Below are 23,557 nucleotides of genomic sequence, written 5' to 3'. Positions count from 1 at the left end.
CAACTAACCTTGCCCGATTGTTGCATAGAAAATAAGCTTTCGTTAGGTGATTAAGAATTTAGGTCTTAATGAAGTAGTTTCTTCCGTCTGCGTTGGGTTTCTCATTGGAGGGGAGTATAGACCTTTAATGGTAGTACCACCTTTCTCCGTTTCCTTCAGTTATTGGCTCTTTTGTCTCAGCATCTACAATTAAATATTTATGGACAAAACTTTCTTTTTTCTCTTTAATAGAACAAAAAAAATATACCTGCCTCTTCGGATCAATATGTGGGTGAGGATTATTGTAACTATTAACTATTTGATATTTTTCCGCATATTTATTAACTGTTGATTTTAAATCTTTATACAGAATTTTTTCTCTAATATTTAGGGTTGCCGATTTGAATTCATAATAATCTAAGTCGTTCTTTTGATAAAATTCATTTGCACTGATTAGTTGTTTCTTGCTATTATCCGTATACTTTTCGGAAGTTTGAGCATGTACATTAACAGTTATTAACATAAGCATAGTTACGATTAAAATAGACCATTTAGTTTTCATTGGAAGTCTCTCCTTTAACAATATTAAAGGTATTATCCCCAATTTTCGATTTTCTTATGGAACTAAACATCCCCTTTAGTCCCATAAGAAAAGGAGCTGCTGATCAGCTCCTAGTAATGAGGTAAAGCACGCTTTAGTACTATAAGGTGATGTGCGGTAAAAAGGGCACCAACCATTCATTTCTCTTATTTAGTAGCCGTGAAAATAAACGTTTCCTTGTATTTTCTTCCGTGAACTCCTTTACTGTGTGGTTTTCCGTGCCAACTTAATTCAAATTCAAGTTCATTGGCTTTCACCGACATAGGGAAATTTTGAAATTCAAAGACTTGTCCCTGTTTAAATTTTTCATGTTGAAAGTCATTAAGACTTAATCCGTATTTTGTTTCTGTATTTGGTTCATTCCTGTAAGTATTAAATTCAACTTCATCTAGATCTTCACCAATATTTGTGATAACTACAGTATACCTTTCAACATTATTATTAGTACCTTCTCCCGTCTCTTCACCCTTTTTTATTTCGATTTTCCATTGATGAGATTGCTTTACGATAGGAGTTTTAAATAGATTGTCCGCCTCTGCTGTTGCATTTGAAACTACTCCAGTGGCTATTAAGCAAAAAATAAAAAATGAGGTAATAAGTTTTTTCAATATTGCTGCCTCCTGTTGTATAAATCAATTTTTGAATAGTTTTCCTAAAAAGACGAAAAAAAACACATATCCATAAGAAAAGCTGCCTGAAAGACAGCTTCGATCTTCAGTTAACGTACCCGCTAGTTCTTTAAACTATTTCATTGATCTTGCAACTTTCAACATTTTATTCCTTGATACCCGTGAGCTATGCATTTCTACATAAGTTCCTTCTTGTTTCCAACGAAGTAAACCACCAGTAACAAGTTCTCCCTTTTCATCTAACTCACCACTATTACCCCATTCTACAAAAAAGCCCTTATGACCGTTTATATCTACCTGCTCTTCGTTTATGTGCATTTCTTTCTTAAAAGGTCCCTTCCTTTGATCAATACTAATTAGCAAATATTTATCGTCGCCATCCATATAGTGCAAACTAAAATTAGTGATTTTGTCTTTTTCATCCCAAGGGTATGTTTTTATTTCTAACGTCCAATCATTAGGAATATTGTGAGGAACAACTACTTTAAAATCAACTTTCTTCTTGATTTCAGAAATAGTTATACTATCGTGATTATATTTAATTTCTTTAGCTTGAACTATTAGTGGAACGTTCTGAATTAGAATAAAAGCAACAAATAAACGTATAAAAAGTAAGCTCAATTTACTACCTCTTCCTGTTTGGTTTTTAAATAGGTAGTTTTCCCAATTTGCTGTTGCTTATTAAACTGACCTGCCCCTTTAGTTGCATAACAAAAAAACCGCCTGAAAGATAGCTCCAATCTTCAGTTAACGCACCCGTTAGTTCATCAAGGATGATTTGGATTGGTATCAATAAAATCCTCGATGTCATGTTCTTTTAACCTATAGACAAGGTTGAAATAATTAAATTCTGATAGGGCACCTTTTTTTCTCCACTTTTGCATTTCGTTATAGTGTAAACTTATAAAATAGCCTTCCACATCTCTTCTTGAAATACCCTGTTTCTTTGCCATTTCAGCAATAGAAAGACCATCTTCCCAGTATTGGTCATATTCCTTCTGACTAACTTTTAGTAACTTATAGATTGGTTCATAATCATAGTGGATTTGATAAACTACTTTCCCTTCTTGTTCATGATTATCTTCTGCTTGAACACTTTGTGAAAAGGTTATACATACTGCACATAAAAGAAGTACTTTTTTCAGGGTTTCCTTCAACACCGACATAAAACCTCCCCCTTTATTATTAGTTCATGCTTATTGTGTGGGGTTCTATTTATTTTATGTCCTTTATTTCAAAAAAATTGAATAGCCCACTTTATCTATCCTGCCCCTTTAGATCCATAAGAAAAAAGCAAACGTCATTCACTGTGCGTTAAAGATGTACAATGGATGATATTTGCTTTTACTTGAATGGCTCAGATTTAAGCTAACATACCTGTTAGTTGAGTATAAAGGTAATAATTCTTATTGAGACAAATGTTTGTATTCTAAAATTTTCATTTTGAAATCGTGATCACATAACTGCTTATTAAGTTTCTCACTATCACAAGATGGAGAAATTCTTACTTTAATTAAATCCTCGCTAAATTCATTTGGATTTTCCTTTAAAGGTACTTCAATCTTAATAGAAACATCATAAGAATGATTGTTATTGTAAGTTATACCAACAATTCTTTTCCATTGCCAGCCTACGAAATAATCACCCTCATACTCTTTTGTAACTATTCTATCGATAGACGGAAACACAATATCTGCAACGATATCCTCTGTCGTGAAATACTCTCTTTCCGAATTTGAAACAGTTTCTGCCTTAACAGTTTGTAAAGGAGTAATAACAAATAACAATAATCCAAAAAAGATTATGTATTGTTTAATCATCAAGATTCACCTCATATTATTTTACCTACTCCTTATTCTTCTCAATTTGTTAATCTTTATTAAACTAAACTGCCCGGTTAGTTCTATCAGACTTATCGCAGAGTTGACACAAATTCTGCGGTAAATTATTGTATGGAATCTGCAATTTCAACTAATAATTCTGGTGTAATAACGTTAGAGGTATCAGAGTGAATCCTAAAAAGATACTGCCAGTCATTTTTCTCAAAGTAAAAAAGATTAATCATTTTGCGCGGTGGCTTAGAAATATAACCGGCTTTACTCCCATCCTTCAAGGTGAAGAACTGTGCTCTGCTATCTAGTTCACTCAATTGAACTTTTGATTCAATTGTAAATATTGTAATTCCAAAGGGAGAACCCTTTTGATTTATATATTCGATTTCAAGTGTACTGTTATTTCTATCCTCATGCTTATTCCTACCAAATAAATGTGTAAATGGAATTGGGGGAATTTGTACAGGTAACTTTAATTCGTGGTTAAAATACCTGTTACTTCTTTCTAATGAATCATAGACTGATTCGTAACCTAATTCAAATAAGCTTTTTGAGTTTCAGCATTATCAAAATTGGCATAAGCTCTAGGAACAACTTCTAACTAATAAAAAAAAGACGATGACTTACATAAGTCATCGCCCTAGAAATAGAAATCCACTCGTCAACTATAGGGCATTAAATGAGCTACATTAATTACTTATTCATTCCTTACTTGAACAGTAAATGGTTTTAATTCCTTAGTTGGGATAAAACTTGAAAAATCAAATATCAACATTGTATTCTCCAGCTTGAAATCCTTCATCCTTTCTTCTCCGTTTAAGTCAAAAGTAGATTGAAAGTGTGCAGTTGCCTTATCAATCATTTTTACTTCATTAAAGGGAATACCGTGGTTTTTAGGTATCCCTGGATTCTCCGGGTCAATCTTAGTTAAATATTCCTTATCAACCAACCACAAAAGGTATTGCAAATTATGGTTAATTACTTCAAGTTTACCTTTACTCAAATTCTTCTGAAGTCCTGTAAGTTGATAATCTATTACCAATTCCTCACCTTTTTGAGTAACATCATTTACCTGCAGGCCTAAATTGAACCTTGTGCTTTTTAAGGTGAAAGATTTAATATTCAAAAGCTGTTGTACTTTTGGATCTGTTGCAGATAACTGAGGATAAAAGGTAAGTGAAGTAATATCTGTATTGAGCTTGGTCATTTCTCTTCTTATGGTACTTTGATATCCATCTTTTTGTTTTGACTCATCTAGTAAAGTTCCATCTCCAAACCTATACACTTTTCCTTTATTATCAACTACTTTTAAATAAATATCATCACCTTTGAATTTCTCCACGGTCTCATATATAAGTGAAGATGATGCCTTAGCAGTGAGTATTTCTTTAATACGGATCTTCACCTCATCTTCCGGATATCCTTGCTCTTGGTTAATAGCAAGTGCACGATTTTTTTCTTGTTGAATTGGGATATCAAAATTCCATTCACCTTTTATCCCGTTGATATTATGAATCGTTATGGGAAGAGTAGAATTCTCCTTAAATGATTTATAAGGATATACCATTTTCCATTGAAAGTTATATCCATTTTCCACTTTCTTAATGTCATTTGATTTTCCATTTAGCCAAGGGTCATGATCCCCTTTATTGTGTTCAAAGTTTACATCAAAGCTTACTTCTCCTTTTTCGTTATGCCCCTTTTCAACATCTTCATCTACAAATCCTGTAATGGATACTACATTGCCATCAAAGTAAGCGCTGGTCAGTTTTACAGTTACCCCATTTTTTGTAATAGATTGGTTTAATTCTGTAACTCCATCCTCGTTAGCTAATTTCAAGCCTGTTGGATCATTAAATTCTTGAAAAATCCCGCCTATCAAAGGGGTATTAGCCAATACTCTATTCATTGTCGGATGAACGAATCCGGAGGCAACAGTGATTCCTAGAAGAGCAGCAGTCACCACACCTGCAAGAACCTTCTTTTTCTTTATCTTCCCCTTGTCGCTTTCCTTGTTTATCCCTTGGGAAATGGCGCTAAATACCTTTTCTTTGGGCACAGGTATTTGCTCTATTGCTGATTTGAAATCCTTGTTATCCATGGCATTCGTCCTCCTCATGTTTATAGGATGCTTTCAATTCCGCTTTCCCTCTGCTTAAATAAGTTTTTACTGTACTCTCAGGAATTCCCATGACATTGCTAATTGTTTTTATTGGGTAATCATAATAGTAAAATAGAATAATAACAGTTCGGTAATTCTCTCTCAGTTGCTGTATTGCATGAAGCAACTGAGATGATTCTTCAATGTTAGGATTGACCTGGCCAGGCAGGTTTGCCAATATCTCATCACTCAAAGGTACGACATTGCTTTCTTTATTTAAGATATGTACCGAACATCGTATGACAATCCTGGTGAACCAGGTCAAAAAATACTCCGGATTTTTTAACGAATGGATAGATGTAAATGCCTGATAGGTTGCTTCTTGGACAGCATCCAGCGCATCTTCTTCGTTATGTACATAAAGATAGGCAGTACGGTAAATTCTTTCATAATGTTGTTGAACTAACTTTCCAAAGGCGCTTTTATTACCTTTGATTGCTTTTTTAACAAGCCGGTGGCTTTCAATTGCCATCATATTTGACCCCCTTTACTAATTAGTGGAACTATACACAAGAAAAGTTTCAAAAAAATTTAAGTATTTTCCAAGAAAAGAATATCTTTCATTAAAATCCTAAGTTCAAAACAAAAGGCGGAAACCATTTTTGGTTTCCGCTTTCTATTTTTCTTGAAAGCCTTACAATGCTTTTCGAGTGTGCTGACATCATTTAAAAGCACTTCTTATGTAGCTAACCTGCCCCGTAAGCTAACGCACCTGTTAGCTTTCTCTAAATAAACGGTTTCCAGTTAGGGTCTTTTATCTCTTTCTCATTTGGTTTTCTTACAAACTCAATACAGCCTTCTTCGCATGCCCCAAACTTTACGAAGTTTTTTTGTGCTTGCCTTAATGAAACTTCATTAGCCCCGCCTTCGTAATCAGGGTCTCGAAATTGAACACCATCATCTTCCCAAAAGCATATTTTGCAAATTGCATATGTATCGGTTGGTTCTTCATCTAATGTTTTATATCCACAGCAAAGACAAGTATATTTCATACAATCACCTCGATACTTTTTATGAATTTTACCATACTTTCTTGTTCAACTAACCTGCCCCTTTACTTCCACAAGAAAAAGCTGCCTTAAAGACAGCTCCGATCTTCAGCTAACGCACCCGTTAGTTCATTAAGGACTTTTGTAGATTTGACACATACTGTGTCACATAAGATCAAAAAAATAACTGCTCCTTAAAGAGCAGGAGCAGAAAAAGATGTTATTTCACAACTTTAAGAGGAGCAAGTACTTTATGAAAAAAAGACGTTTCGAGCTTGGCTGTTTCCGTTAGCCACTTGAGCAGCGTGTCTTTGGTGAAATTCTTCTACCCGTTCATTATGCTCTTTATGCATTGGTGCATGGAATTCTCATTTCCTCCTATTGTTTCCATTATATTTCCAGAAAAATTGAATGGAAAGTGTTTTTCTTTCAACTTTTGAAAGGTAATACATATAAATATGGAATATATTTGTTGGATCATTTGGACCACTAGGTTCTATAAAATGACTTCTTAAACCTCCCATTTTCAAATTCTACCTACTCTTTTTGTTGGTATTTAATAAAGGGATTCTTCTCATTCTGCCGTTCTTCGTTTCTTTTCAACTTCAGTTAAGAGCCTAGTTAGGCTCGTGTAAACGGACTTCAGTTCAGGCTCCTTCAGAAGGCTAGAAAGAATACTTTTTAAAACGAAGGAATTGGATGTTATTTGACCATTTTCTCGTTGTAGACATTTAAGAGCTTCTATCCATTGAGACTTATTAGTCGCATCATCCATTTGAATAATTTGTTCGTAAACTTGTTGAAAAATTTCTTCAAAAGACATCTTACTATTTTCCGTTTCATTTATTCCGATTGTTTCTTGAAGCCACCCTAGGGGAAGGGGACCAGATTCATTTCTTGAAATCATTCCATCTTTAATATCTTTGATTAAATTTAGTAAACTTGTGACCATTAAGTTGAGATCCATTTCATTCCCATCCAATAAAAGAAGAGTGTATGAAACAATTTGGCTATTAAGAATAAAAGAAAGACTGTACGTCTGTTGTAACGTGCATTCTGAGTGAACGGCTTGAATACTTTCTTGAAAGAGATTTAATATTTGCTTGTCTATCTCATTAAAATAATTTTCAATGTCTTCATTAAACCAAGAGTATTTTTCTCGGTTGAGTATGATAAACAGCTCTTGATGCTGCTGAATATAATCAAATTGAACGAAAATTTGTTGTTTCAACCGTTCTTGAGGATTCGAGATCGTTAACGTTCTTTGAACTTCTGATTGAAAAACATTGATATGATCCTCAATGATATGAGTAAGAAGGGATTCCTTAGTGGGGAAATGATTGTAGAATGCCCCTTTTGATAGGCCGCATGCTTCAGTAATATCACGAATAGATGTAGCTTGGACCCCTTTATCTGCAAAAAGGATAATCGCTGAGTCTATCATCTTATTCTTAGTCTGTTTCATGTAAAAGCCTCCTTAATAAACGATGGGTACTGTATAAATGTCATTCTACTTCATTTTACCACAAATATTGCATTTTTATAACCGAACGTTTACTATTTATATACGAACGTTTTCAAAGAAAGGTTGAATGTATGAAAAGGATTAGATTATTAGATATTTTACGAGGATTTGCTATTATCGGAACGCTTGGTACGAATATATGGTTTTTTGCTGCTTTAACGAACACGCAAAATGATTACCTTTTAGGTGAAATGATGTGGTGGTCTTCATGGGATGCCTTTATTAGCTCGTTGTTTTTATTTTTTGTCAATGGAAAGCTTCTCAGCATGTTAACCATTATGTTTGGGATAGGATTAGAAATTAAGCGTCAACAAGCTTTAAGGAGAGATTGGGAGTGGCCTGGAATATATATTTGGGGTTCGGTTCTGCTCTTTTTAGATGGTATTCTGCATTATGTATTTGTAATTGAAGCAGACGTGTTAATGAGCTATGGAATTACTGCAATCATAGTAGCTTTTATTGCTAAATTACCACAAAAGAAAATGCTGAGATGGCTATACGTCATGGGAACGATTCATATTCTAAACGTGACAGCTTTGACAATGGCTGTTTCCCTCTCACCAGACGATTTTTCGATGTCTCTTAGTTCTCCTGTTTACCCTACAGGGACATGGGCTGAGCAATGGATCTATAGATTGGATCATTTCTGGTTACTTCGTGCGGAAGCGATTTTTATCATTCCGCAAAATATTTGTTTATTTATCATTGGAATATTGCTAATGAGAAATAAGGTTTTCACCGTTGATACCGGTATAGTGATCAATATTCGAAAAAAATTTATTGCCTTTGGCTTTATAGCAGTCCCACTTAATTTGTTAAGCTTTCTTCCATATGAGGCGGCACTATTTCCGGTTCGATACATCTTTGCCCCTATTATGGCTTTGTTTTACATGGGGGTTATTGCTTGGTTATTGGATAAGTATAAGAAATTGAGGCTCTTTAATTCATTCGAGGCCATTGGAAAAATGGCATTAAGCAACTATATGCTGCAAAATGTCATTGCTTCAGTTGTGTTTTATGGTTGGGGATTGGGACTGGGTCTATATAAATTAAATGCTCTATCTATTATCGCTATTTGGTTTGCTATCTCAGTTGTTATGGTAATATTTTCACATGTTTGGCTTCGTTATTTTTCAACAGGCCCTTTTGAGTGGGCATGGAAATGGCTAACCAATTTTCCGAGAAAAAGAAGTAGAGCATCTTAGGAGAGAAGAATGGCATGATCACAGGGCGTCCTAATGCAGTGGTGGGTATTAATGGTTACGGCCACTCAACCTTAGTTGAAAAAGCCAATGAAAATGATTAAGCTTTTGTTTCCACGTAGTTTATTTGGGCTGTTCATTAAAATCTATTTTCATTATTTGTTGTTGAAAAATATATACAGTCCTGTATATATTTTATGCGGTTGGGTTATACAACATCAGATTTGATATAGAATCTCAAAGTAGGATGGAGATATATGATAAATAAAAAGAATGCTTTTATAAAAAGAGCAATAGACAATTATTTTCTAAAACTTGAAGACCAAGATTACGACGAGAATGATTTAATTAAACACTTACCTATGGTCTATGATCGGATATCTGAGGGTGTTAAACTTTGAGCCATTGCTTTTGCAGGCTCTTTTTTTTCACTACCTCACAGATTGTGTCAACTGCGTGATACATCTTAATGAACTAACCTGCCCCTTTAGTTGCATAAAAAAGCTGCCTTAAAGACAACTCCTTGTTCAACTAACGCATCTGTTAGTTTAAGTGTAATCCTTCACAAAACACCTAATAACCATTACTGTAAATTTAATATAAATTACGGTTTCATTATATCCCTAACTTTCTCAGGTATCATAACAACCTCCGTATTTAGGTCAACAGGTCTAAAACTTGAGTCTATACATTCCTCCCAATATTTTAAATGCTTTTTATCAATCCAATGGCTTGATTCTTCGACATTTTGACCACCTTCTCCTTGTAATGAGTACCAATATAAATACTCATTCCCATCAAGCTTCTCTCTAAATATGGTTTCAACATACATCCTTTCACCTTCTAAAGTAATAAGTACATCCTTCATATTGTCCTTTAAAAATTTCATCCATTCATCTACTATTTCTGATTTACCTTCATTTACTCTAAACCTTGTTAATTCTACATTCACAATATCCCACCTTAATTTTTACTTCAGTATTCCGTGCAATTCTTAATTCTTCTTCAACTAACCTGCCCCTTTAGTGCCATAAGAAAAAGCTGCCTGAAAGACAGCTCCGATCTTTAGTTACCACACCTGTTACGGAGAAGTTTAATCTTTCTTATCCTTTTCAAGTAAATCAATAATTCTATCAAGCTTTTGTTCATATTTTCTGACTTGTTTGGTTGTTTAGTAACTAAAGAACGAACAAGAAAAAACACACCAGAAAAAATTCCAAATATAAAAATAAGGAAAACTAGTTGATATAACATATCGCCAATATTCATTTAATTCCTGCCTTTATAAGTATTGGTGTTAGTGTACCTTATTTATAAGTGCACAATTCTATAACACTAGCCCCTTTAGTTGAAGGCCTCATTTTTGCTTATTTTTTCAAAAAAACGACACTGTCGCTTCTTTCCACTTGAAAATTTAAATCATCCTTACTATTAAGCATATAACCTGCATCTTTCACATTCTTAGATTCAAACGATATACCATATCCATTATTCTCAGGATACCCATATAAATAGCAGACCACTTTTCCATCGTTCAAAAATACTATCTGATTCATTCCTTCATTTACAGTTTCGCTAATGGTATCCCATTTATAACCTACCGTTTCATATATATCATCTTTCGGGGTATATGGCCGAAAGGAATATACTACATCCCAGTCGAACGGTGTTACATCTAATAAATTTATTGTTTCAACGGAATTTCCAATTGATAACACTTCTTCTTTTAACAGCTCTTCGTTTACATCCCATAATTCCTTCTTTAACAGATTCATAACGATAGCTATACATATTATACCGAAAACAATGATCACTACTGTTTTTTTAGATTTCATATCTCTAACCACCTTGAACAGCAACTTTCCTAACGAAATTACCCACTTCATTATAACAATGTTTTCCAAAAATGTGAATTCTACATGCACTAACCTGCCGCCTTTAGTTCCAAAAGCCAATGAAAATGTACGTTTCTTCCCATTATCATACATTCAAATCTTCTTCCTTCCGTTCGTCTTCTTCTTGTTCACAAGCGTATAAGGGATGATGCTAGAAGTCAAAACAAGTAGGTGTGAAGTGATTAACACGCACTTTGCACGGTCCTTTTTTCTTTTGAAATAGTAAAAATCTGAATTCAAGGAAGACGTAACAATGAGCAAAATAGTAATCCATGCAGAAAAACCGTCAACAGCAAAGGTTTATTCATGCCTTTACAATTTTTCAAAAATTGTTGACTCCTTTTTGATTTACCTATATAATTCCCAATATAATTTAATACGCAAATTCACACTTTTGTGAGAGGCGGAATTTTGTAGAGTTTTTGGCTCTGTTTCATTCGCTCGTTGTCTATGTATAGACAGCGAGCGTTTTTATTTTTTGGGAGGGGTTTTTTGAACAAATCAAAATTTTCTTTATTAGTATTATTGGGTGCCTGTAGCTACGGTGCACTTTCTTCCATTATTAAAATTGGCTTTTTAAATGGATTTTCTTTCTCTGAACTTTTAGGGGGACAATATGTATTTGGTTGGATTGGACTATTATTACTCGTTCTTTTATTCTCTCGTAATAAAGTATCCAAAAGTAATATATTCGCGTTGTTAGCTGTCGGGACATCAATGAGTTTAACGAGTATTTTTTATGGTCTTTCTGTGAAGGAATTACCTGCATCTATTGCTGTTGTTCTATTATTTCAATTCACATGGATTGGTGTGCTAATTGAAGCAGTTGCTAACAAAACTTTCCCAAATAGGGGAAAGATATTATCCATCCTGATCTTATTTGTAGGAACTTTGCTTGCTGGGGGTATTTTTGAAGGCATAGGAGAACAATTATCTACAAAAGGTATTATCTTTGGGTTGCTAGCAGCAATAGCTTTTTCCATATATATATTTACAAGTGGAAGGGTAGCTACAACTGTACCAACCTATTCAAAAAGCTTTCTCATGACAACGAGTGCTACACTCTTCGTTTGCTTAATATTTCCACCCACTTTCTTGACCGATGGTACATTGCAGGCTGGTTTATGGAAATATGCTTTCTTACTTGGGCTCTTCGGTGTAGTTATACCAGTTATTTGTTTCTCTATTGGGGTACCAAAGGTAGGCACAGGACTTGGAACAATTTTAGGAGCCGCTGAACTGCCTACAGCAATCATCGCTTCTGTTACACTTGTGCATGAAATCGTATCACCTCTGCAATGGCTTGGAATTGTTTGTATTTTAATTGGGATTTTCATACCACAAATTCTGATTGTAGGAAAAGAAAAGAAACGAACCATAAAACCAAGCACATAAAAAAACTTATTGTTTTAGCTATCCTTTATTTCGTTTATGATGCAAAACCATATAAAAATAAAACATTTAGTACAATTTCATTTATATTTGATTTCATTTTTCAATAGGCAATGAAGTAAACTTGTTAAGATTACTTATACTTAGCATCGAAGTTGATTTAATTAGAGGTTCCTTCCTATTATATTTTTCTTTTTTCTCGCCCTATCTCACAGTTTGTGTCAACTGCGTGATAAATCTTATAGAACTAAACTGCCCCTTTAGTTCCATAAGAAAAGCTGCCTAAAAGACAGCTCCGATCTTCAGCTAAAGCACCCGTTAGTTCATTAAGGAATAGCAATTTAATGGTATTGAAACCAAACAAACCATCCTTTTTTCTTGCTTTTCGCTAAAAATATTTGACCTTGGGCTAAGTTAGCTCCAGGTGCTTTGGGAAAATCTAAACGTACAAGCCATGATTTTTCAGCAATTTCTTTGCCACAAAAGGTCTTTGCCATTCCAAAATAGTCTTCTTCTTCTGTATTGCCAACTGTTTTAGGAAAAGGTTTTGCCGTTACTACATCCCACTTAGTATATAAGTTAGGTAAGTCATCTAATCCAGTTCCATAAGTTTTTGGAATTAAAGTATTTAACGCGTCTATTACCTCTTTTTTATCCTTAATCGTTTCTAATTCACTTAGCACAGGACATTCTGTAGGTTGTGCGTATCCTTGAATTGAACCAAAAAACAACATCGGAATGGTAATAATCAATCTATATAGCCTTTTCATAAAACTCACCTCAGAAGTTATCTTTCCTAATTTCAAGAAAAATAGTCCAGTTTTTAAGGTGTAATAGATCAATTGTTCTTCAACTATCCTGCCCCGATAGTGCCATAAAAAAAGGAGCTGCCTTAAAGACAGCTCCGATCTTCAGCTAACGCACCCGTTAGTTCATTAAGAAACCCTGTATGGAAACAAAGAAAACAAATAAAGAGATAACAATGCTCATATATCCCAAAAAGCCTTTTCTGCCTTTTTGAAGTTCAGCTAATCCTGTCACGAATGAAAGCACCCCTATGAAAAACATATAATACGGCATTAACTCGGTTTCAGTTATTAGACTATAACTTGATAGAACAAGAACAACTACTACTAAGATAGCTCTAACCATTTTCAAGAAAATATTTCCCCCTAAAAAAGTTCTGTACTACTTCTGTTCAATCATCATTTGACACCTTTTTATTTGTGTAAAAAATGGAAAATTCTTCATTCACTAACCTCCCCCCTTTAGTTCCATAAGAAAAGGATGGTATGTCAACACTATATCTAACAACTTTTTTAAGGGTTAATTTTTTATATTCTAGAGGACTTAAGTAGCCAAGAGTTCCATGAATTCGTAGCTTAATAAACCCATTCACTTAATCTACAAAATTCGAGAGTTAGCCGGGATATATTGGGATATTTTAAAAAAACTATTACTTTAGCTTTTTTCGGAGGAAATTACAATATATTTTTCTTTACGTATTGGTATATGGATCGTTTAAAATTTTTTTTAGAAATTTATTTTATGTGCGGAATATAAGGAGCTGGTTTATAACAGTACAAATACAAAAAGCGTGAAAAGTGGCAATTTCAGCTTTTTTGTATGGAATAAATTTTTAAAAATGTAGGGGGGAAAATGAAAACATATCAACGAAAGAAAAGATTTTAAATACAACATTAGAGTTAATTAAAGACGAAGGTTTCAAAAGTGTACCATAAGAAAAATTGCGGCATTGTCAGATACAAATATCGCGCTTATAAATTATCATTTTGGCTCAAAAGAAAAGTTGATTAGTGAGACGATTAAAGTCTTATTAATTAGCTTTCAAGGTACTTTTTTCTATTTTAGATGATATTAAAGTGCCAGCGAAAGAAAGATTAAAAATATTTTCACTTAATTATGTACTAGTAATTCAGCAATACCCTGAGTTAGTTAGGAAAATTATTGCAATGGGAACTACGGTATTTACATCTCAATACGAATATGGAGATTTTTTGAAGAAGCTAGGTTTTAGTAAAGTGAAGAATATTCTGATCGAAATAACAAATGAAACGGATCAGGAAATTTTAATGATGATGACAGTTTAAATTTTTATAATTCTTGAATCAGGGGCAGATATAAGAGTACTGCCTGTAGAAAAACAGATTGATTTCTTATTTGAACGCTATTTCTATAAAAATTGAGACAGTGGGTGATAGAGATGGTTAGTTTCTTTAGAAAGCATTGGTGTGATATAGGGTTAGTTGCGGCTATTGTTGTCGCTGTTTGTTTAGTCGCGAATTGGGGAGAAATGAGTGAAATAAAAGTACTGTTAGCGTTAAGTTTTGTGGCCTTTTTAGTGCATCAATTTGAAGAGTATCGTTGGCCAGGTTATTTTGCCGGTTTGTTTAATGTAGTTATATTTAATAGTGATATACCAGATCGCTATCCATTAAATACGCAATCCGCTATGGTAATCAATATTTTAATTGCGTATGTTTTTTATTTACTTCCGGTTTTCTTTCAAAATATAAGGTGCGTAGGCTCCATAAAAAATAAAGGGCGATACATATTAGACATGATTAATATGTATCGCCCTTTTACTTCATGTTTTACAATTGCGCCCCGATTGCCGAATAAAACTAAACTTGATATTTCTGAATCAAACCTACAAACGTATCGACAAATGATTGTAAGAATTGAACAGTTCCTTCATTCTTAACTTTGCCGTTTTCATCCAATAAAGCTGCCGCGTTACTTAAATAAGCTTCCGGTTGTTGAACCACTGGCATATTTAAGCATACAAGTGATTGACGTAAATGGTGGTTTGCACCAAAACCGCCTAAATTACCAGGTGATTGACTAATAATGGCTGCTGGTATACCATTCCAAACACTCGCTCCATAAGGACGTGAACCTATATCCAGTGCATTACTTAATACAGCTGGCACAGAACGGTTATATTCAGGTGTTACAAATAAAAAAGCATCAAATTGCTTTGTTTTGTTACGAAATGCCGTATATTCTGGTAGGACATTATTTTCACTATCATCATCCTGATTATAGAATGGGAGATTTCCGATTTCGATACATTCTGTTTCATATCCTTCGGGAAACAAAGCTGCAACATTCGATGCGATTTTTTTAGAAAAAGATTCTTTTCGTAAGCTACCAACTAAAATACCGATTTTTGTCATTTAATATCATCCTTTCTCTCAATGTTATTATTACGCATAATGGTCATATTAAAAAGTACGCACTTAAAAGTGGTATAGTATAGAAAAAGATACTTAAGGAGCTATTAGGCTGAATATAGAACCAGAATCATGCTGTGTAGAAGATGCTTTAAGTATATTAGTCGGGAAATGGGAACCAATTATCTTATTGCATTTATTTACGAACGGTACTCAAAAATTCAGTGAGTTAAAACGAAGAATGCCTGGAATCACGCAAAAAATGTTAACCAATCAATGACGTGAGTTAGAAAACGAGGATACTATTCAGCGCGTTGTCTTTCCACAGGTTCCTCCTAAAGTGGAATATTCGATTACTGAATACAGCAGGAGCTTGGAACACATCTTACACGCAATGCATGAATGGGGAACAAAGCATACATTGCATAAAAGACAAAAATCGAACGAAAGAGCGAGTAAATAAAATACGGCCTTTATTGGGTGCTTTTACATTTTTAATATCTTTGCTAAACTAACCTGCCCCGTTAGTTCCATAAGAAAAGAGCTGCCTTTAAAACAGCTCCGATCTTCGGCAAACGCACCCTGTTAGCTGAAGAGAAAAGTATTGATTATATTTTCCTCTTCATTTGTCCTTATTCCACTTATATGGGATTTTCGCCCAATTATATAGCAGCATGATCAAGAACAATATAAAACAGGTCATTATGTTATCCATCCAATCAACCTCTTTGTTAGCAATAAATTTCCAAACGGTGAATACCACAAAATATATTAAGGGAAATCTAATGCTTTGCTTAAACATAACATCACCGACTTCATTCAGATTTTTTCTACAAGGTTTGTTATGTAAAACTAACTTGCTCCGTTAGTTTTTAAATTCATCCAGGTCAAATCTTGCAATTTCTTGATTTTCGATCGTTACAATCAGGAAAGCATTAAATGCATTCTCTTTCAGTTGGGCTAATTTTTCTTTTGAAGGTACAAGCAACGGAACTTCGGGGTTTTCTTCGCTTACACCTAAATCGTAGGTACATGTATACTTCTCCTTTTGGTCAGCATTAATAATGGATATAAGGGATTGGCCGAACCCTACGCCACTCTCATTATAATTATCAGGATTGTATATATTGAAGCCTATCACATCTTTTGACACCGATTTTAATTGGTCTTTAGGCTCAATCTTAAGTTCGATTCCTTTATCAGCTTTCTCGATGCTGCCTACTGGATCATTGCCATTATTTTTAATGGTGAATTGATAAAATAAAGCGGTCGGTATCAGCTCATCTCCTTTTCTTTCCCCTTCGGTTATCCTAATCGCACCAACTAAGCTTTTATCTTTCACAATATCAACATCCGCATCTACTAGCTCCAGAGAAGGCTTTGCTGAACAACCTGGTAAAAAGAATAAAACGAAAAAGAAGCTAATAAAAAGAATAAACCATTTCCTCAAGTGATCACCCCCATTTCACACTACCATAATTTACCTAAAAATTACATGGAATTCTGCTGAATTCACTGCATCTTTTGGCCCTGTTAGTTCGCATATTTCACAATTATAATTAATATTCAATTGATCTAATTTACTAATATGGATTTTTTCACTACCGGGGCCGTTAAATGGAAAAGAATGATCTTAATTTGTTGAAACAGGAATAATGGTGGTTTCCATTCAAAAGAAGGAGCAACAAATTAGCAGCAATGTTTAAGGACAGAACCTTATCATTTACAGAATATAGAAATGTGTAAACCACATTTGGGGGAATGAAAATGAACATAGAGATGCCTTTAGTGGTGGATGGAAAATTGGCAGTAAGCAGAAAAGAAAAACATGGGTATCACAAAGAAGGAAAAATCAAAGCGAAAGAAATCACGCCCGTATTCACTACAAGAATGGAAACCCGTCAATATAATAAAGCAACCCATAATCTGGATATCAGAAATGTTTTAGATGTAAAATCTTTCTTGAGAAACATCACACTGGATTGGAGAACCCATGTAGCCAATGTACGGAAATGGGTGAAAAGAAGTCCGGCTAAAACAGTCATCGTATCGGGAATTTTCACGATTTTATTAACACTTTCGGCTCAAACCGCTTCTGCGTGTATAGATGAATATACGTATGTGGTGAAAGATACGGATACGATTGAAGCTATTTCTAAAAAACACGGTGTTACACCGCAACAAATCAAAGAGGCAAACGGCATCACTTCGATTAAAGATCACCAAAAATTACTTTTACCAAGTGTTAAAGATGCGTATGTTACGGCCACTTCTTTGAATGTTCGTTCCTCACCTAGTACAAGCAGTTCCATTGTCGGCAGCTATAAAAAAGGGGATGCAGTAAAACTTATCCATGTGAAAAATGGATGGGCAGAAATAATAATCGAAGGCAGAGTGGTGTTTGTGAGTGCCGCTTACCTTTCTGAATCTAAAGCAACGGATCAAGGTACGAATCCTGTTGATACTACCCCCGATACATCTGTTCAAGCTAAGACGATGTATGTACATGCAAGCTCGTTACGTGTTAGGGCCGCTGCCTCTGCAACTGGTGCAGTATTGGGTTCCTTGAAACAAAATAGTAAAGTATCGGTGGTTTCAACTACTAATGGTTGGGCTCAAATCACGTACCACGGAAAAAAAGCATATGTGAGCGAGAGCTATTTAACTGCTAAACCGCAAACAAGCAAACAAGAGAACCCTTCCCATTCTTCTATATACGTTATTAAAAGCGGAGATACATTTACTAAGATTTCTAAACGTTTAGGCATTCCTGTAGCTGTTATTCAAGAAGCAAACCCTAAAGTGGACTCATCAAAATTAACAATCGGACAAACGATAAAAATCCCAGTCGTGTCTCCCCCTACTCAAACCAATACGACGATTAACGTTAAAGGGATGGTTACAGGAGTCGACTCAACGGGCGTATTCCGATTCATAGCCAATGATGGTGTTACTTATTCAGCAAAAGCCACTTCCGATTCACTGAAAAATGAGCTGTTTTCATTACAAGGCACTGAAGTGGAGTTAACATTGGACAGTAAACGAGGCAAACAAATGACGCTAATTGCCATCCGTCCATTCAAGTAACACACAACAAAAAAGCATCCAGTTGGATGCTTTTTTCATTTAAGAAGAACAATTTCACCCCTTTTACTTCCTGTTCAACAAATGCACCCGCTAGTTCATATTTCCCCATGTTATCAATTGTATACGTAGCTACTCACTTGTTAGAATAAGATACCTTGATTTAACGTCATAAATTTTATAGCTTACTTCAAACTTATGATCAAGTTAGCGCCATAAGAAAAGGCTGCCTCAGCAACCTATCTTATTGAAGTAAAGAACCCGTTAGATTAAGTTACTATTCTTCACACTCTCTTTTTCAAGATAAGGAAAACGCTGCCTTATCTATATTTATTTTATAAATGTATCGCACATCCATTCATAAAATTTTTCCTTCTCTTCAAATTGTGGATAATGAGCTGATTGTTCAAAAGTAATAAATTCTTTTTTATTTGCTTCGATCATATTAAAATAATTTTTTGCTGCCTTTGTTGATGTCATATAGTCGTATTTACCCATGATGAAATAGCATGGTATTTTAAGATCCGTTACTATAGTGGGTAATGGATTTTTTAATACTTCCTTTAACAAAATATTTTGAGAAAAGGATAACCCAAAGTTATAACGGATGACATCTAATAAGTTATACTCACTGCTGAATAAAATACCTATGTTATCACCATCAGGGTTATCAATAAGTCTTGAGGCCCCACCATATTTCATGACATAATTTCGCGGGGTGAACGTATCGCCATTTTTGATTTTTTCTGTTAACCCTTGTAAAAATAAGATATCATCCGTATTGCCAGCTTTTTGAGCCTGATTAATACTGTAGTTCAAACTGTCAATCTCGCTTTCTGTTGTATCACTCATCTGTCCAATACCAATATATGCCTCATATTTTTCAGGAGCTTCATAGGCAGCTTGCATGGCAATATATGTACCATAAGAATGACCAATAAGTATAATCTTTTCTTTGCCAAGACGTTCTGATATATAATCCGTCATAGCCAATAAGTCCTCCACCAGTAAGTCTGATGAAAGATTGGAGTAGTCCTCAAAAAAATGATATGATTTTCCACTTGCTCTTTGGTCATAATTAACAACCGTAAAATTAGTTTCCAATAAGTCTTGGTATTGATCGGCATATGGTATTTCCGGACATCCGGGTCCTCCATGTACAAAAATAATAACCGGATTATCTTTATCTTTACCACGTATCATGATTTCCTGACTACTTCCATTTATCTCTACTTGTTCTAATGCACTTATACTGTTATCACCTTTTATATGAGAAGTCCATGTTGGTGAAAAAAGGGAAATGATTAATAATATTATAATAATTATTCCGATACATTTTATTAATTTCTTTATATTTATCATTTAATTGCTTTCATTCCTTTCTACTTGATCAAAACAAAAATAGCAGTTGATGAATGAAATTCACTACGCCCCGCCCTTTGTGGCTTTTATCCATCAAAATAAAAAGCTAGTGGAAATTACTATTTAAAGGAGATCATGAACAAGCTAGTTTGTAATTCCAAATCAAAGAACCCTATGATATTTTACCTAAATTATGAAATAATTTCCATGAATATTTGATATTGTAAAGTACAATAAACTGTACACAACGGAACTAACCTGCCCCGATCGTGCCAAAAGAAAAAGCCGCCTTAAAGACAGCTCCGATCGTTGGCTAACGCACCCGTTAGTTGATGAAGAAATACTACTCCCTAATAAGATATTTACCTGCCTCATTTTTAATCCTTGATATTACATCGTTCTCATTAAAGTCTAAAGGTATATCACCATTTCGTAGTTCATCAATCATTTCACTTATCTCATACCACTCCATCAAATCATTTGGATAATCTAAATCCGACGCAACAATCCGATAAATCATATACGCAAAATCAAAGGTCACTGCATGGTTATTTTCTTTAATAATTTCATTTGTTAAATGACCTATATAGGCTCTAGCACATATCTCAAGGGTTGGTTCCTCTATACCCAATTCATTCAAAGCTCTTTTAAAATAAAATTCCACTTCGAAAATATTTTCGTCAAATGGAAAGGAAGAAATAATATTTACGGATGGTGATGACACACCGGTTTTTAATAAATTGTGCGACCAATTTACATAATCCTCCGTCAAAATAGTTCTCTTTCGAATCTTGTAAAATAAAGCATTTGTTTCCATTTTATTATCCACCTTATAGGTTCTATTCCTACAACCAGATTATAAGCCTTATTGAACTAAATTGCCCCTTTAGTTCCATAAGAAAAAGCTGCCTTAAAGACAGCTCCGATCTTAAGCTAATGCACCAGTTAGTTGAAGAGAGCTTGTGCTTTTTTAGTCGTCATATTCATTTTCATAAGGATTTGCATACAAATCAATATCAATTTCAGCTTTAACGCTATTTGCAAATTCAATCTGTTCGTTATCAAGATACAAACCCGGTGAATCTCCATTTTCCATAATAATAACGATGAAGATTTTACATTCCAGTTTATACTTTGCTTTCACCTGATTTAGTATAGCTGCCTTATTTTTTAACGGTCCTAAAATCTGGTCCATTTGTTCCTTCATATCATAGGATTCTTGATAGCCCGTACTTAATTCCCAGGCTGTTTCTTTTCGATAAAGAGTTTTCGTTGAAATAACATTTGGATTATCAGGTCTTACAATGACTTCGCCTTTTTTATAGGTTTTTGTTGGTTCAATTTCCAACGTTTCGGTCACATAATCTATTGGAAACTCATCTCCATACAAGCAGAAATAAACCATCACTTGAGTTTTGTCCAAGTACCAATTTCCCTCCCAGTAGTTCTCATTTTCCATCTTTTCTATTGAAATTATTATATCACCCTTATGCAACTAACCTGTCCCTTTAGTTTAGTAAAGAAGAAACTGCCTTAATGAGAGGATCTTAAGCAACGCACCCGTTAGTTCATTAATATGTCAATCCCCATTCCACAACACATTATCGATAGGATGAACCAAAATATATAATCTCTTTTTTTAACAATGTAGTTTTCAATTCCTATTAGAAGGGTGATTATTCCTGCAATTATTCTTAAAATTCCAGAGTAAAAATAAACCGTATTTTCATAAGTTTGGAAATATAATATTATTGCCAAGATTGTTAATACCCACTGTATAAACAAAATAGGTTTATTTCTGTCATCCCAAAATTCTTTTCTCAAAAAAGAACACATTATTTTATCTCCTCAATTTAAATCAAAGTCTACTCGTATTATAAACTGTAATGGAAAACCTGCCCCTTTAGTTGCATAAGAAAAAAAGAGCTGCCTTAAAGACAGCTCTAGTCTTCAGCTAACGCACCCGTTAGTTCGGTTCACTTATTACTAATATATTCTGGAGTATCCCAGAGTGGACATTCCTCATATAGCTTTTCCTTTGCTAGAATAAAGTAAATTCCAAGAATAAAAGTAATGATTAAAATGACACAAATTACCCAAAACATCAAAGGATATTGATAATGTACTGTTACTGTTGTAGCTCCTGAAAATTTTCTTGTTTCTGTTTCCTTAATAGGGTCATAAAGCTTGTCCACAATTAAGTATGTTAATACAGATGAAAGAGTAAGAAAAATTCCTATTGCACGTTTCATCATTTCACCTCCTAAAACGTTACAGTGTATAAGGCGGTCTAAGTTTATTCGTACTGTGCTGTACTTTCTTAGAAAATAATTAAGCTTCTACCTATTTAATCTATTTTGAGATAAGATAGTTCCTGATAGTTTACTAATAGTAATTTCAACTCTAAAGGCGGTAGTCCCAATTAAATTTCTCCAAAAAAATGAAGCATATGTATATTTAACTCTTCTAGCGTTCACTACAGTTAATGGGTTTTTTAATAAACTCGAAGACGAAGGAACATTAGATATTAGTATAGGTATTGCCCTTTTCATAGTTTTAATTATCAAGGTAGTATTGATTTATTATGAAAAAAAAGATGCTGATTAAAATTTTCAATCCGCACAGTTTGTGTCAACTGCGTGATACATCTTTTAGAACTAACCTGTATCAGAATGCTTATCGTTGCTAATACGCATTTTCCTGATGCTACCCCTAGTGATTAATGGCCCTTAACGGAAACCGCGTGACCAATTTAAGATGATTTTCTGATGTAAAAATCCTCCCAGTTTAATACTGGGGGATTCAGGCTGTCGAAAAGCCCTAATAGCCTTCGCCCTATAAGGCCCTTCTTTTATTTAACTTCCTCATAAACAGTTCCATCCGCATCCTTAACGACAACGTTTTTACCAAGTTTGTCTAAAAAGATAATAATAGTTGGATTCTTTTCTGTTGATTGATTATCAAAGGTTTTTACATTAATCAATGTTCTATCACCTTGTTTTTCTACCCCTGCAACCTCTATATTATTGCCTTGCTTTTCTTTACCTAAAGAAAGAACTATAAACTTTTCTCCATTATTTGGTTCAAACCTTTTAAATCCTTGCGTGTCTGTCTTCACTTGTAACTCTTCATAATACTGTTTTAGATAAGTATCCATATTTTCATTTTTAGCAACCACAATAAAATTATTTCCATAAAATTTATCTACACCAGCATATATAAAGACAGCTAATGGCACCAATACTACTAATGCAAAAACCACATTTCTTACCATTGATCTATTTCCGGCAATTAATAGTAAAATTGAGTCGGTTAAAATACCAATACCTATTGTACTAATTGGCATCCCTTCAAATCCGCCAATTACTAAACCTCCAATGATCGTTATTACACCAATCACCGCCACGAAAATACTTCTTTTTTTATGATCCAACTCTTTAGAAAAATAACTAAGAGCAACAAGGGCAGCACCCATTAATAATCCTATTGCATAAACAATTAAAAGTCCCATAATTTAAACCTCCCAAATCAGGTAAGATACGAGGAATTATATCAAATTAATTAACATTTTTGTTTAAAAAAACCTTTATTAATATAAAAGAGATCGGGTCAGGAAAATTCGGATATACAACGTAAAGGGGTACCACCAACAATTTTAAATCTTATAATTTGTCTTACTAAACTAACGCACCCGTTAGTTTAAGTGAGA

24 protein-coding genes and 4 pseudogenes are annotated in these 23,557 nt (G+C 34.1%); 6 read left to right on the top strand and 22 right to left on the bottom strand.

Annotated features, from left to right (window positions below; translation table 11 throughout):
• Positions 1–124: 124 nt before the first annotated feature.
• From CVN76_RS09210 to CVN76_RS09170, 9 genes are all read right to left on the bottom strand, one after another.
• Positions 125–541, bottom strand: a complete 417-nt coding sequence (locus CVN76_RS09210; protein WP_100531011.1) for a hypothetical protein — start codon at positions 539–541, stop codon at positions 125–127.
• A 185-nt stretch (positions 542–726) separates the two neighbouring features.
• Positions 727–1,188, bottom strand: a complete 462-nt coding sequence (locus CVN76_RS09205; RefSeq protein ID WP_100531010.1) for a hypothetical protein — start codon at positions 1,186–1,188, stop codon at positions 727–729.
• Positions 1,189–1,323: 135 nt separating this feature from the next.
• Positions 1,324–1,830 carry a DUF4367 domain-containing protein gene (locus tag CVN76_RS09200; RefSeq protein WP_232732149.1) on the bottom strand — a complete coding sequence of 169 codons (507 nt, stop codon included), beginning with the start codon at positions 1,828–1,830 and terminating at the stop codon, positions 1,324–1,326.
• A 146-nt stretch (positions 1,831–1,976) separates the two neighbouring features.
• Positions 1,977–2,375 (bottom strand): hypothetical protein, encoded by a 399-nt coding sequence (locus CVN76_RS09195; RefSeq protein ID WP_100531009.1) that lies wholly within the window; start codon positions 2,373–2,375, stop codon positions 1,977–1,979.
• A 240-nt stretch (positions 2,376–2,615) separates the two neighbouring features.
• Complete coding sequence (locus CVN76_RS09190) at positions 2,616–3,029, bottom strand: hypothetical protein (protein WP_100531008.1); 414 nt, start codon at positions 3,027–3,029, stop codon at positions 2,616–2,618.
• A gap of 709 nt (positions 3,030–3,738) precedes the next feature.
• Complete coding sequence (locus tag CVN76_RS09185) at positions 3,739–5,142, bottom strand: DUF4179 domain-containing protein (RefSeq protein ID WP_157805610.1); 1,404 nt, start codon at positions 5,140–5,142, stop codon at positions 3,739–3,741.
• The gene (locus tag CVN76_RS09180; protein WP_100531006.1) at positions 5,135–5,677 is read right to left on the bottom strand and encodes a sigma-70 family RNA polymerase sigma factor; all 543 of its coding nucleotides are present in this window, start codon (positions 5,675–5,677) and stop codon (positions 5,135–5,137) included. Before CVN76_RS09180 ends, CVN76_RS09185 begins: the two co-directional genes overlap by 8 nt.
• A gap of 250 nt (positions 5,678–5,927) precedes the next feature.
• Positions 5,928–6,194, bottom strand: coding sequence for a CPCC family cysteine-rich protein (locus CVN76_RS09175; RefSeq protein WP_100530167.1), 267 nt, complete (start codon positions 6,192–6,194; stop codon positions 5,928–5,930).
• Between the two features lie 571 nt (positions 6,195–6,765).
• On the bottom strand, positions 6,766–7,656 hold the full coding sequence (locus tag CVN76_RS09170) for a TetR/AcrR family transcriptional regulator (protein ID WP_100531005.1): 891 nt from the start codon (positions 7,654–7,656) through the stop codon (positions 6,766–6,768).
• A 131-nt stretch (positions 7,657–7,787) separates the two neighbouring features.
• Between CVN76_RS09170 and CVN76_RS09165 the strand changes: the two genes are divergently transcribed.
• Positions 7,788–8,921 carry a DUF418 domain-containing protein gene (locus CVN76_RS09165; protein WP_100531004.1) on the top strand — a complete coding sequence of 378 codons (1,134 nt, stop codon included), beginning with the start codon at positions 7,788–7,790 and terminating at the stop codon, positions 8,919–8,921.
• A gap of 601 nt (positions 8,922–9,522) precedes the next feature.
• Here the strand turns inward: CVN76_RS09165 and CVN76_RS09160 are convergent.
• From CVN76_RS09160 to CVN76_RS09150, 3 genes and pseudogenes are all read right to left on the bottom strand, one after another.
• Positions 9,523–9,870 (bottom strand): DUF6176 family protein, encoded by a 348-nt coding sequence (locus CVN76_RS09160; protein ID WP_100531003.1) that lies wholly within the window; start codon positions 9,868–9,870, stop codon positions 9,523–9,525.
• A 141-nt stretch (positions 9,871–10,011) separates the two neighbouring features.
• A pseudogene (locus tag CVN76_RS09155) lies at positions 10,012–10,172 on the bottom strand (DUF4083 family protein).
• Positions 10,173–10,285: 113 nt separating this feature from the next.
• Entirely contained in the window at positions 10,286–10,906 is a 621-nt protein-coding gene (locus CVN76_RS09150) for a hypothetical protein (RefSeq protein ID WP_232732148.1), read from the bottom strand.
• Between the two features lie 399 nt (positions 10,907–11,305).
• Here CVN76_RS09150 and CVN76_RS09145 point away from each other — a divergent pair, with 399 nt between their 5' ends.
• The gene (locus CVN76_RS09145; protein WP_100531002.1) at positions 11,306–12,208 is read left to right on the top strand and encodes an EamA family transporter; all 903 of its coding nucleotides are present in this window, start codon (positions 11,306–11,308) and stop codon (positions 12,206–12,208) included.
• Positions 12,209–12,546: 338 nt separating this feature from the next.
• On the opposite strand, the gene CVN76_RS09140 is transcribed toward CVN76_RS09145, so the two are convergent.
• The gene (locus CVN76_RS09140) at positions 12,547–12,975 is read right to left on the bottom strand and encodes a hypothetical protein (RefSeq protein ID WP_232732147.1); all 429 of its coding nucleotides are present in this window, start codon (positions 12,973–12,975) and stop codon (positions 12,547–12,549) included.
• A gap of 157 nt (positions 12,976–13,132) precedes the next feature.
• On the bottom strand, positions 13,133–13,357 hold the full coding sequence (locus CVN76_RS09135; RefSeq protein WP_198512528.1) for a DUF3953 domain-containing protein: 225 nt from the start codon (positions 13,355–13,357) through the stop codon (positions 13,133–13,135).
• A 515-nt stretch (positions 13,358–13,872) separates the two neighbouring features.
• Here CVN76_RS09135 and CVN76_RS09130 point away from each other — a divergent pair.
• Both CVN76_RS09130 and CVN76_RS09125 read left to right on the top strand, forming a co-directional pair.
• Positions 13,873–14,412 (top strand): annotated as a pseudogene (locus CVN76_RS09130) (TetR/AcrR family transcriptional regulator).
• Positions 14,413–14,420: 8 nt separating this feature from the next.
• Positions 14,421–14,753 (top strand): annotated as a pseudogene (locus CVN76_RS09125) (HXXEE domain-containing protein); the annotation flags it as partial.
• Positions 14,754–14,850: 97 nt separating this feature from the next.
• Here CVN76_RS09125 and CVN76_RS09120 read toward each other — a convergent pair.
• The gene (locus CVN76_RS09120) at positions 14,851–15,405 is read right to left on the bottom strand and encodes an NADPH-dependent FMN reductase (protein ID WP_061140939.1); all 555 of its coding nucleotides are present in this window, start codon (positions 15,403–15,405) and stop codon (positions 14,851–14,853) included.
• Between the two features lie 109 nt (positions 15,406–15,514).
• Between CVN76_RS09120 and CVN76_RS09115 the strand changes: the two are divergent.
• A pseudogene (locus CVN76_RS09115) lies at positions 15,515–15,865 on the top strand (winged helix-turn-helix transcriptional regulator).
• A gap of 402 nt (positions 15,866–16,267) precedes the next feature.
• On the opposite strand, the gene CVN76_RS09105 reads toward CVN76_RS09115, so the two are convergent.
• Positions 16,268–16,852 (bottom strand): hypothetical protein, encoded by a 585-nt coding sequence (locus tag CVN76_RS09105; protein WP_100530999.1) that lies wholly within the window; start codon positions 16,850–16,852, stop codon positions 16,268–16,270.
• A gap of 317 nt (positions 16,853–17,169) precedes the next feature.
• Between CVN76_RS09105 and CVN76_RS09100 the strand changes: the two genes are divergently transcribed.
• Positions 17,170–18,489 carry an SH3 domain-containing protein gene (locus tag CVN76_RS09100; protein ID WP_198512526.1) on the top strand — a complete coding sequence of 440 codons (1,320 nt, stop codon included), beginning with the start codon at positions 17,170–17,172 and terminating at the stop codon, positions 18,487–18,489.
• A 327-nt stretch (positions 18,490–18,816) separates the two neighbouring features.
• Here CVN76_RS09100 and CVN76_RS09095 read toward each other — a convergent pair whose 3' ends face one another.
• From CVN76_RS09095 to CVN76_RS09070, 6 genes are all read right to left on the bottom strand, one after another.
• Positions 18,817–19,848, bottom strand: a complete 1,032-nt coding sequence (locus CVN76_RS09095) for an alpha/beta hydrolase (RefSeq protein ID WP_100530997.1) — start codon at positions 19,846–19,848, stop codon at positions 18,817–18,819.
• Between the two features lie 343 nt (positions 19,849–20,191).
• Positions 20,192–20,665: a hypothetical protein gene (locus CVN76_RS09090; protein ID WP_100530996.1), complete on the bottom strand. Its 474-nt coding sequence runs from the start codon at positions 20,663–20,665 to the stop codon at positions 20,192–20,194.
• Between the two features lie 153 nt (positions 20,666–20,818).
• Complete coding sequence (locus CVN76_RS09085; protein ID WP_100531044.1) at positions 20,819–21,253, bottom strand: DUF4279 domain-containing protein; 435 nt, start codon at positions 21,251–21,253, stop codon at positions 20,819–20,821.
• A 158-nt stretch (positions 21,254–21,411) separates the two neighbouring features.
• Positions 21,412–21,684, bottom strand: coding sequence for a hypothetical protein (locus CVN76_RS09080; RefSeq protein WP_100530995.1), 273 nt, complete (start codon positions 21,682–21,684; stop codon positions 21,412–21,414).
• A 140-nt stretch (positions 21,685–21,824) separates the two neighbouring features.
• A complete protein-coding gene (locus CVN76_RS09075; RefSeq protein ID WP_100530994.1) occupies positions 21,825–22,100 on the bottom strand; it encodes a hypothetical protein in 276 nt (91 codons plus the stop codon).
• Positions 22,101–22,699: 599 nt separating this feature from the next.
• The gene (locus CVN76_RS09070; RefSeq protein WP_100530993.1) at positions 22,700–23,359 is read right to left on the bottom strand and encodes a hypothetical protein; all 660 of its coding nucleotides are present in this window, start codon (positions 23,357–23,359) and stop codon (positions 22,700–22,702) included.
• Positions 23,360–23,557 lie beyond the last annotated feature (198 nt).

Source organism: Bacillus sp. mrc49, assembly GCF_002803435.1.
The sequence above is the reverse complement of the archived record's forward strand: the minus strand, read 5'-3'. Positions and strand labels throughout refer to the sequence as shown.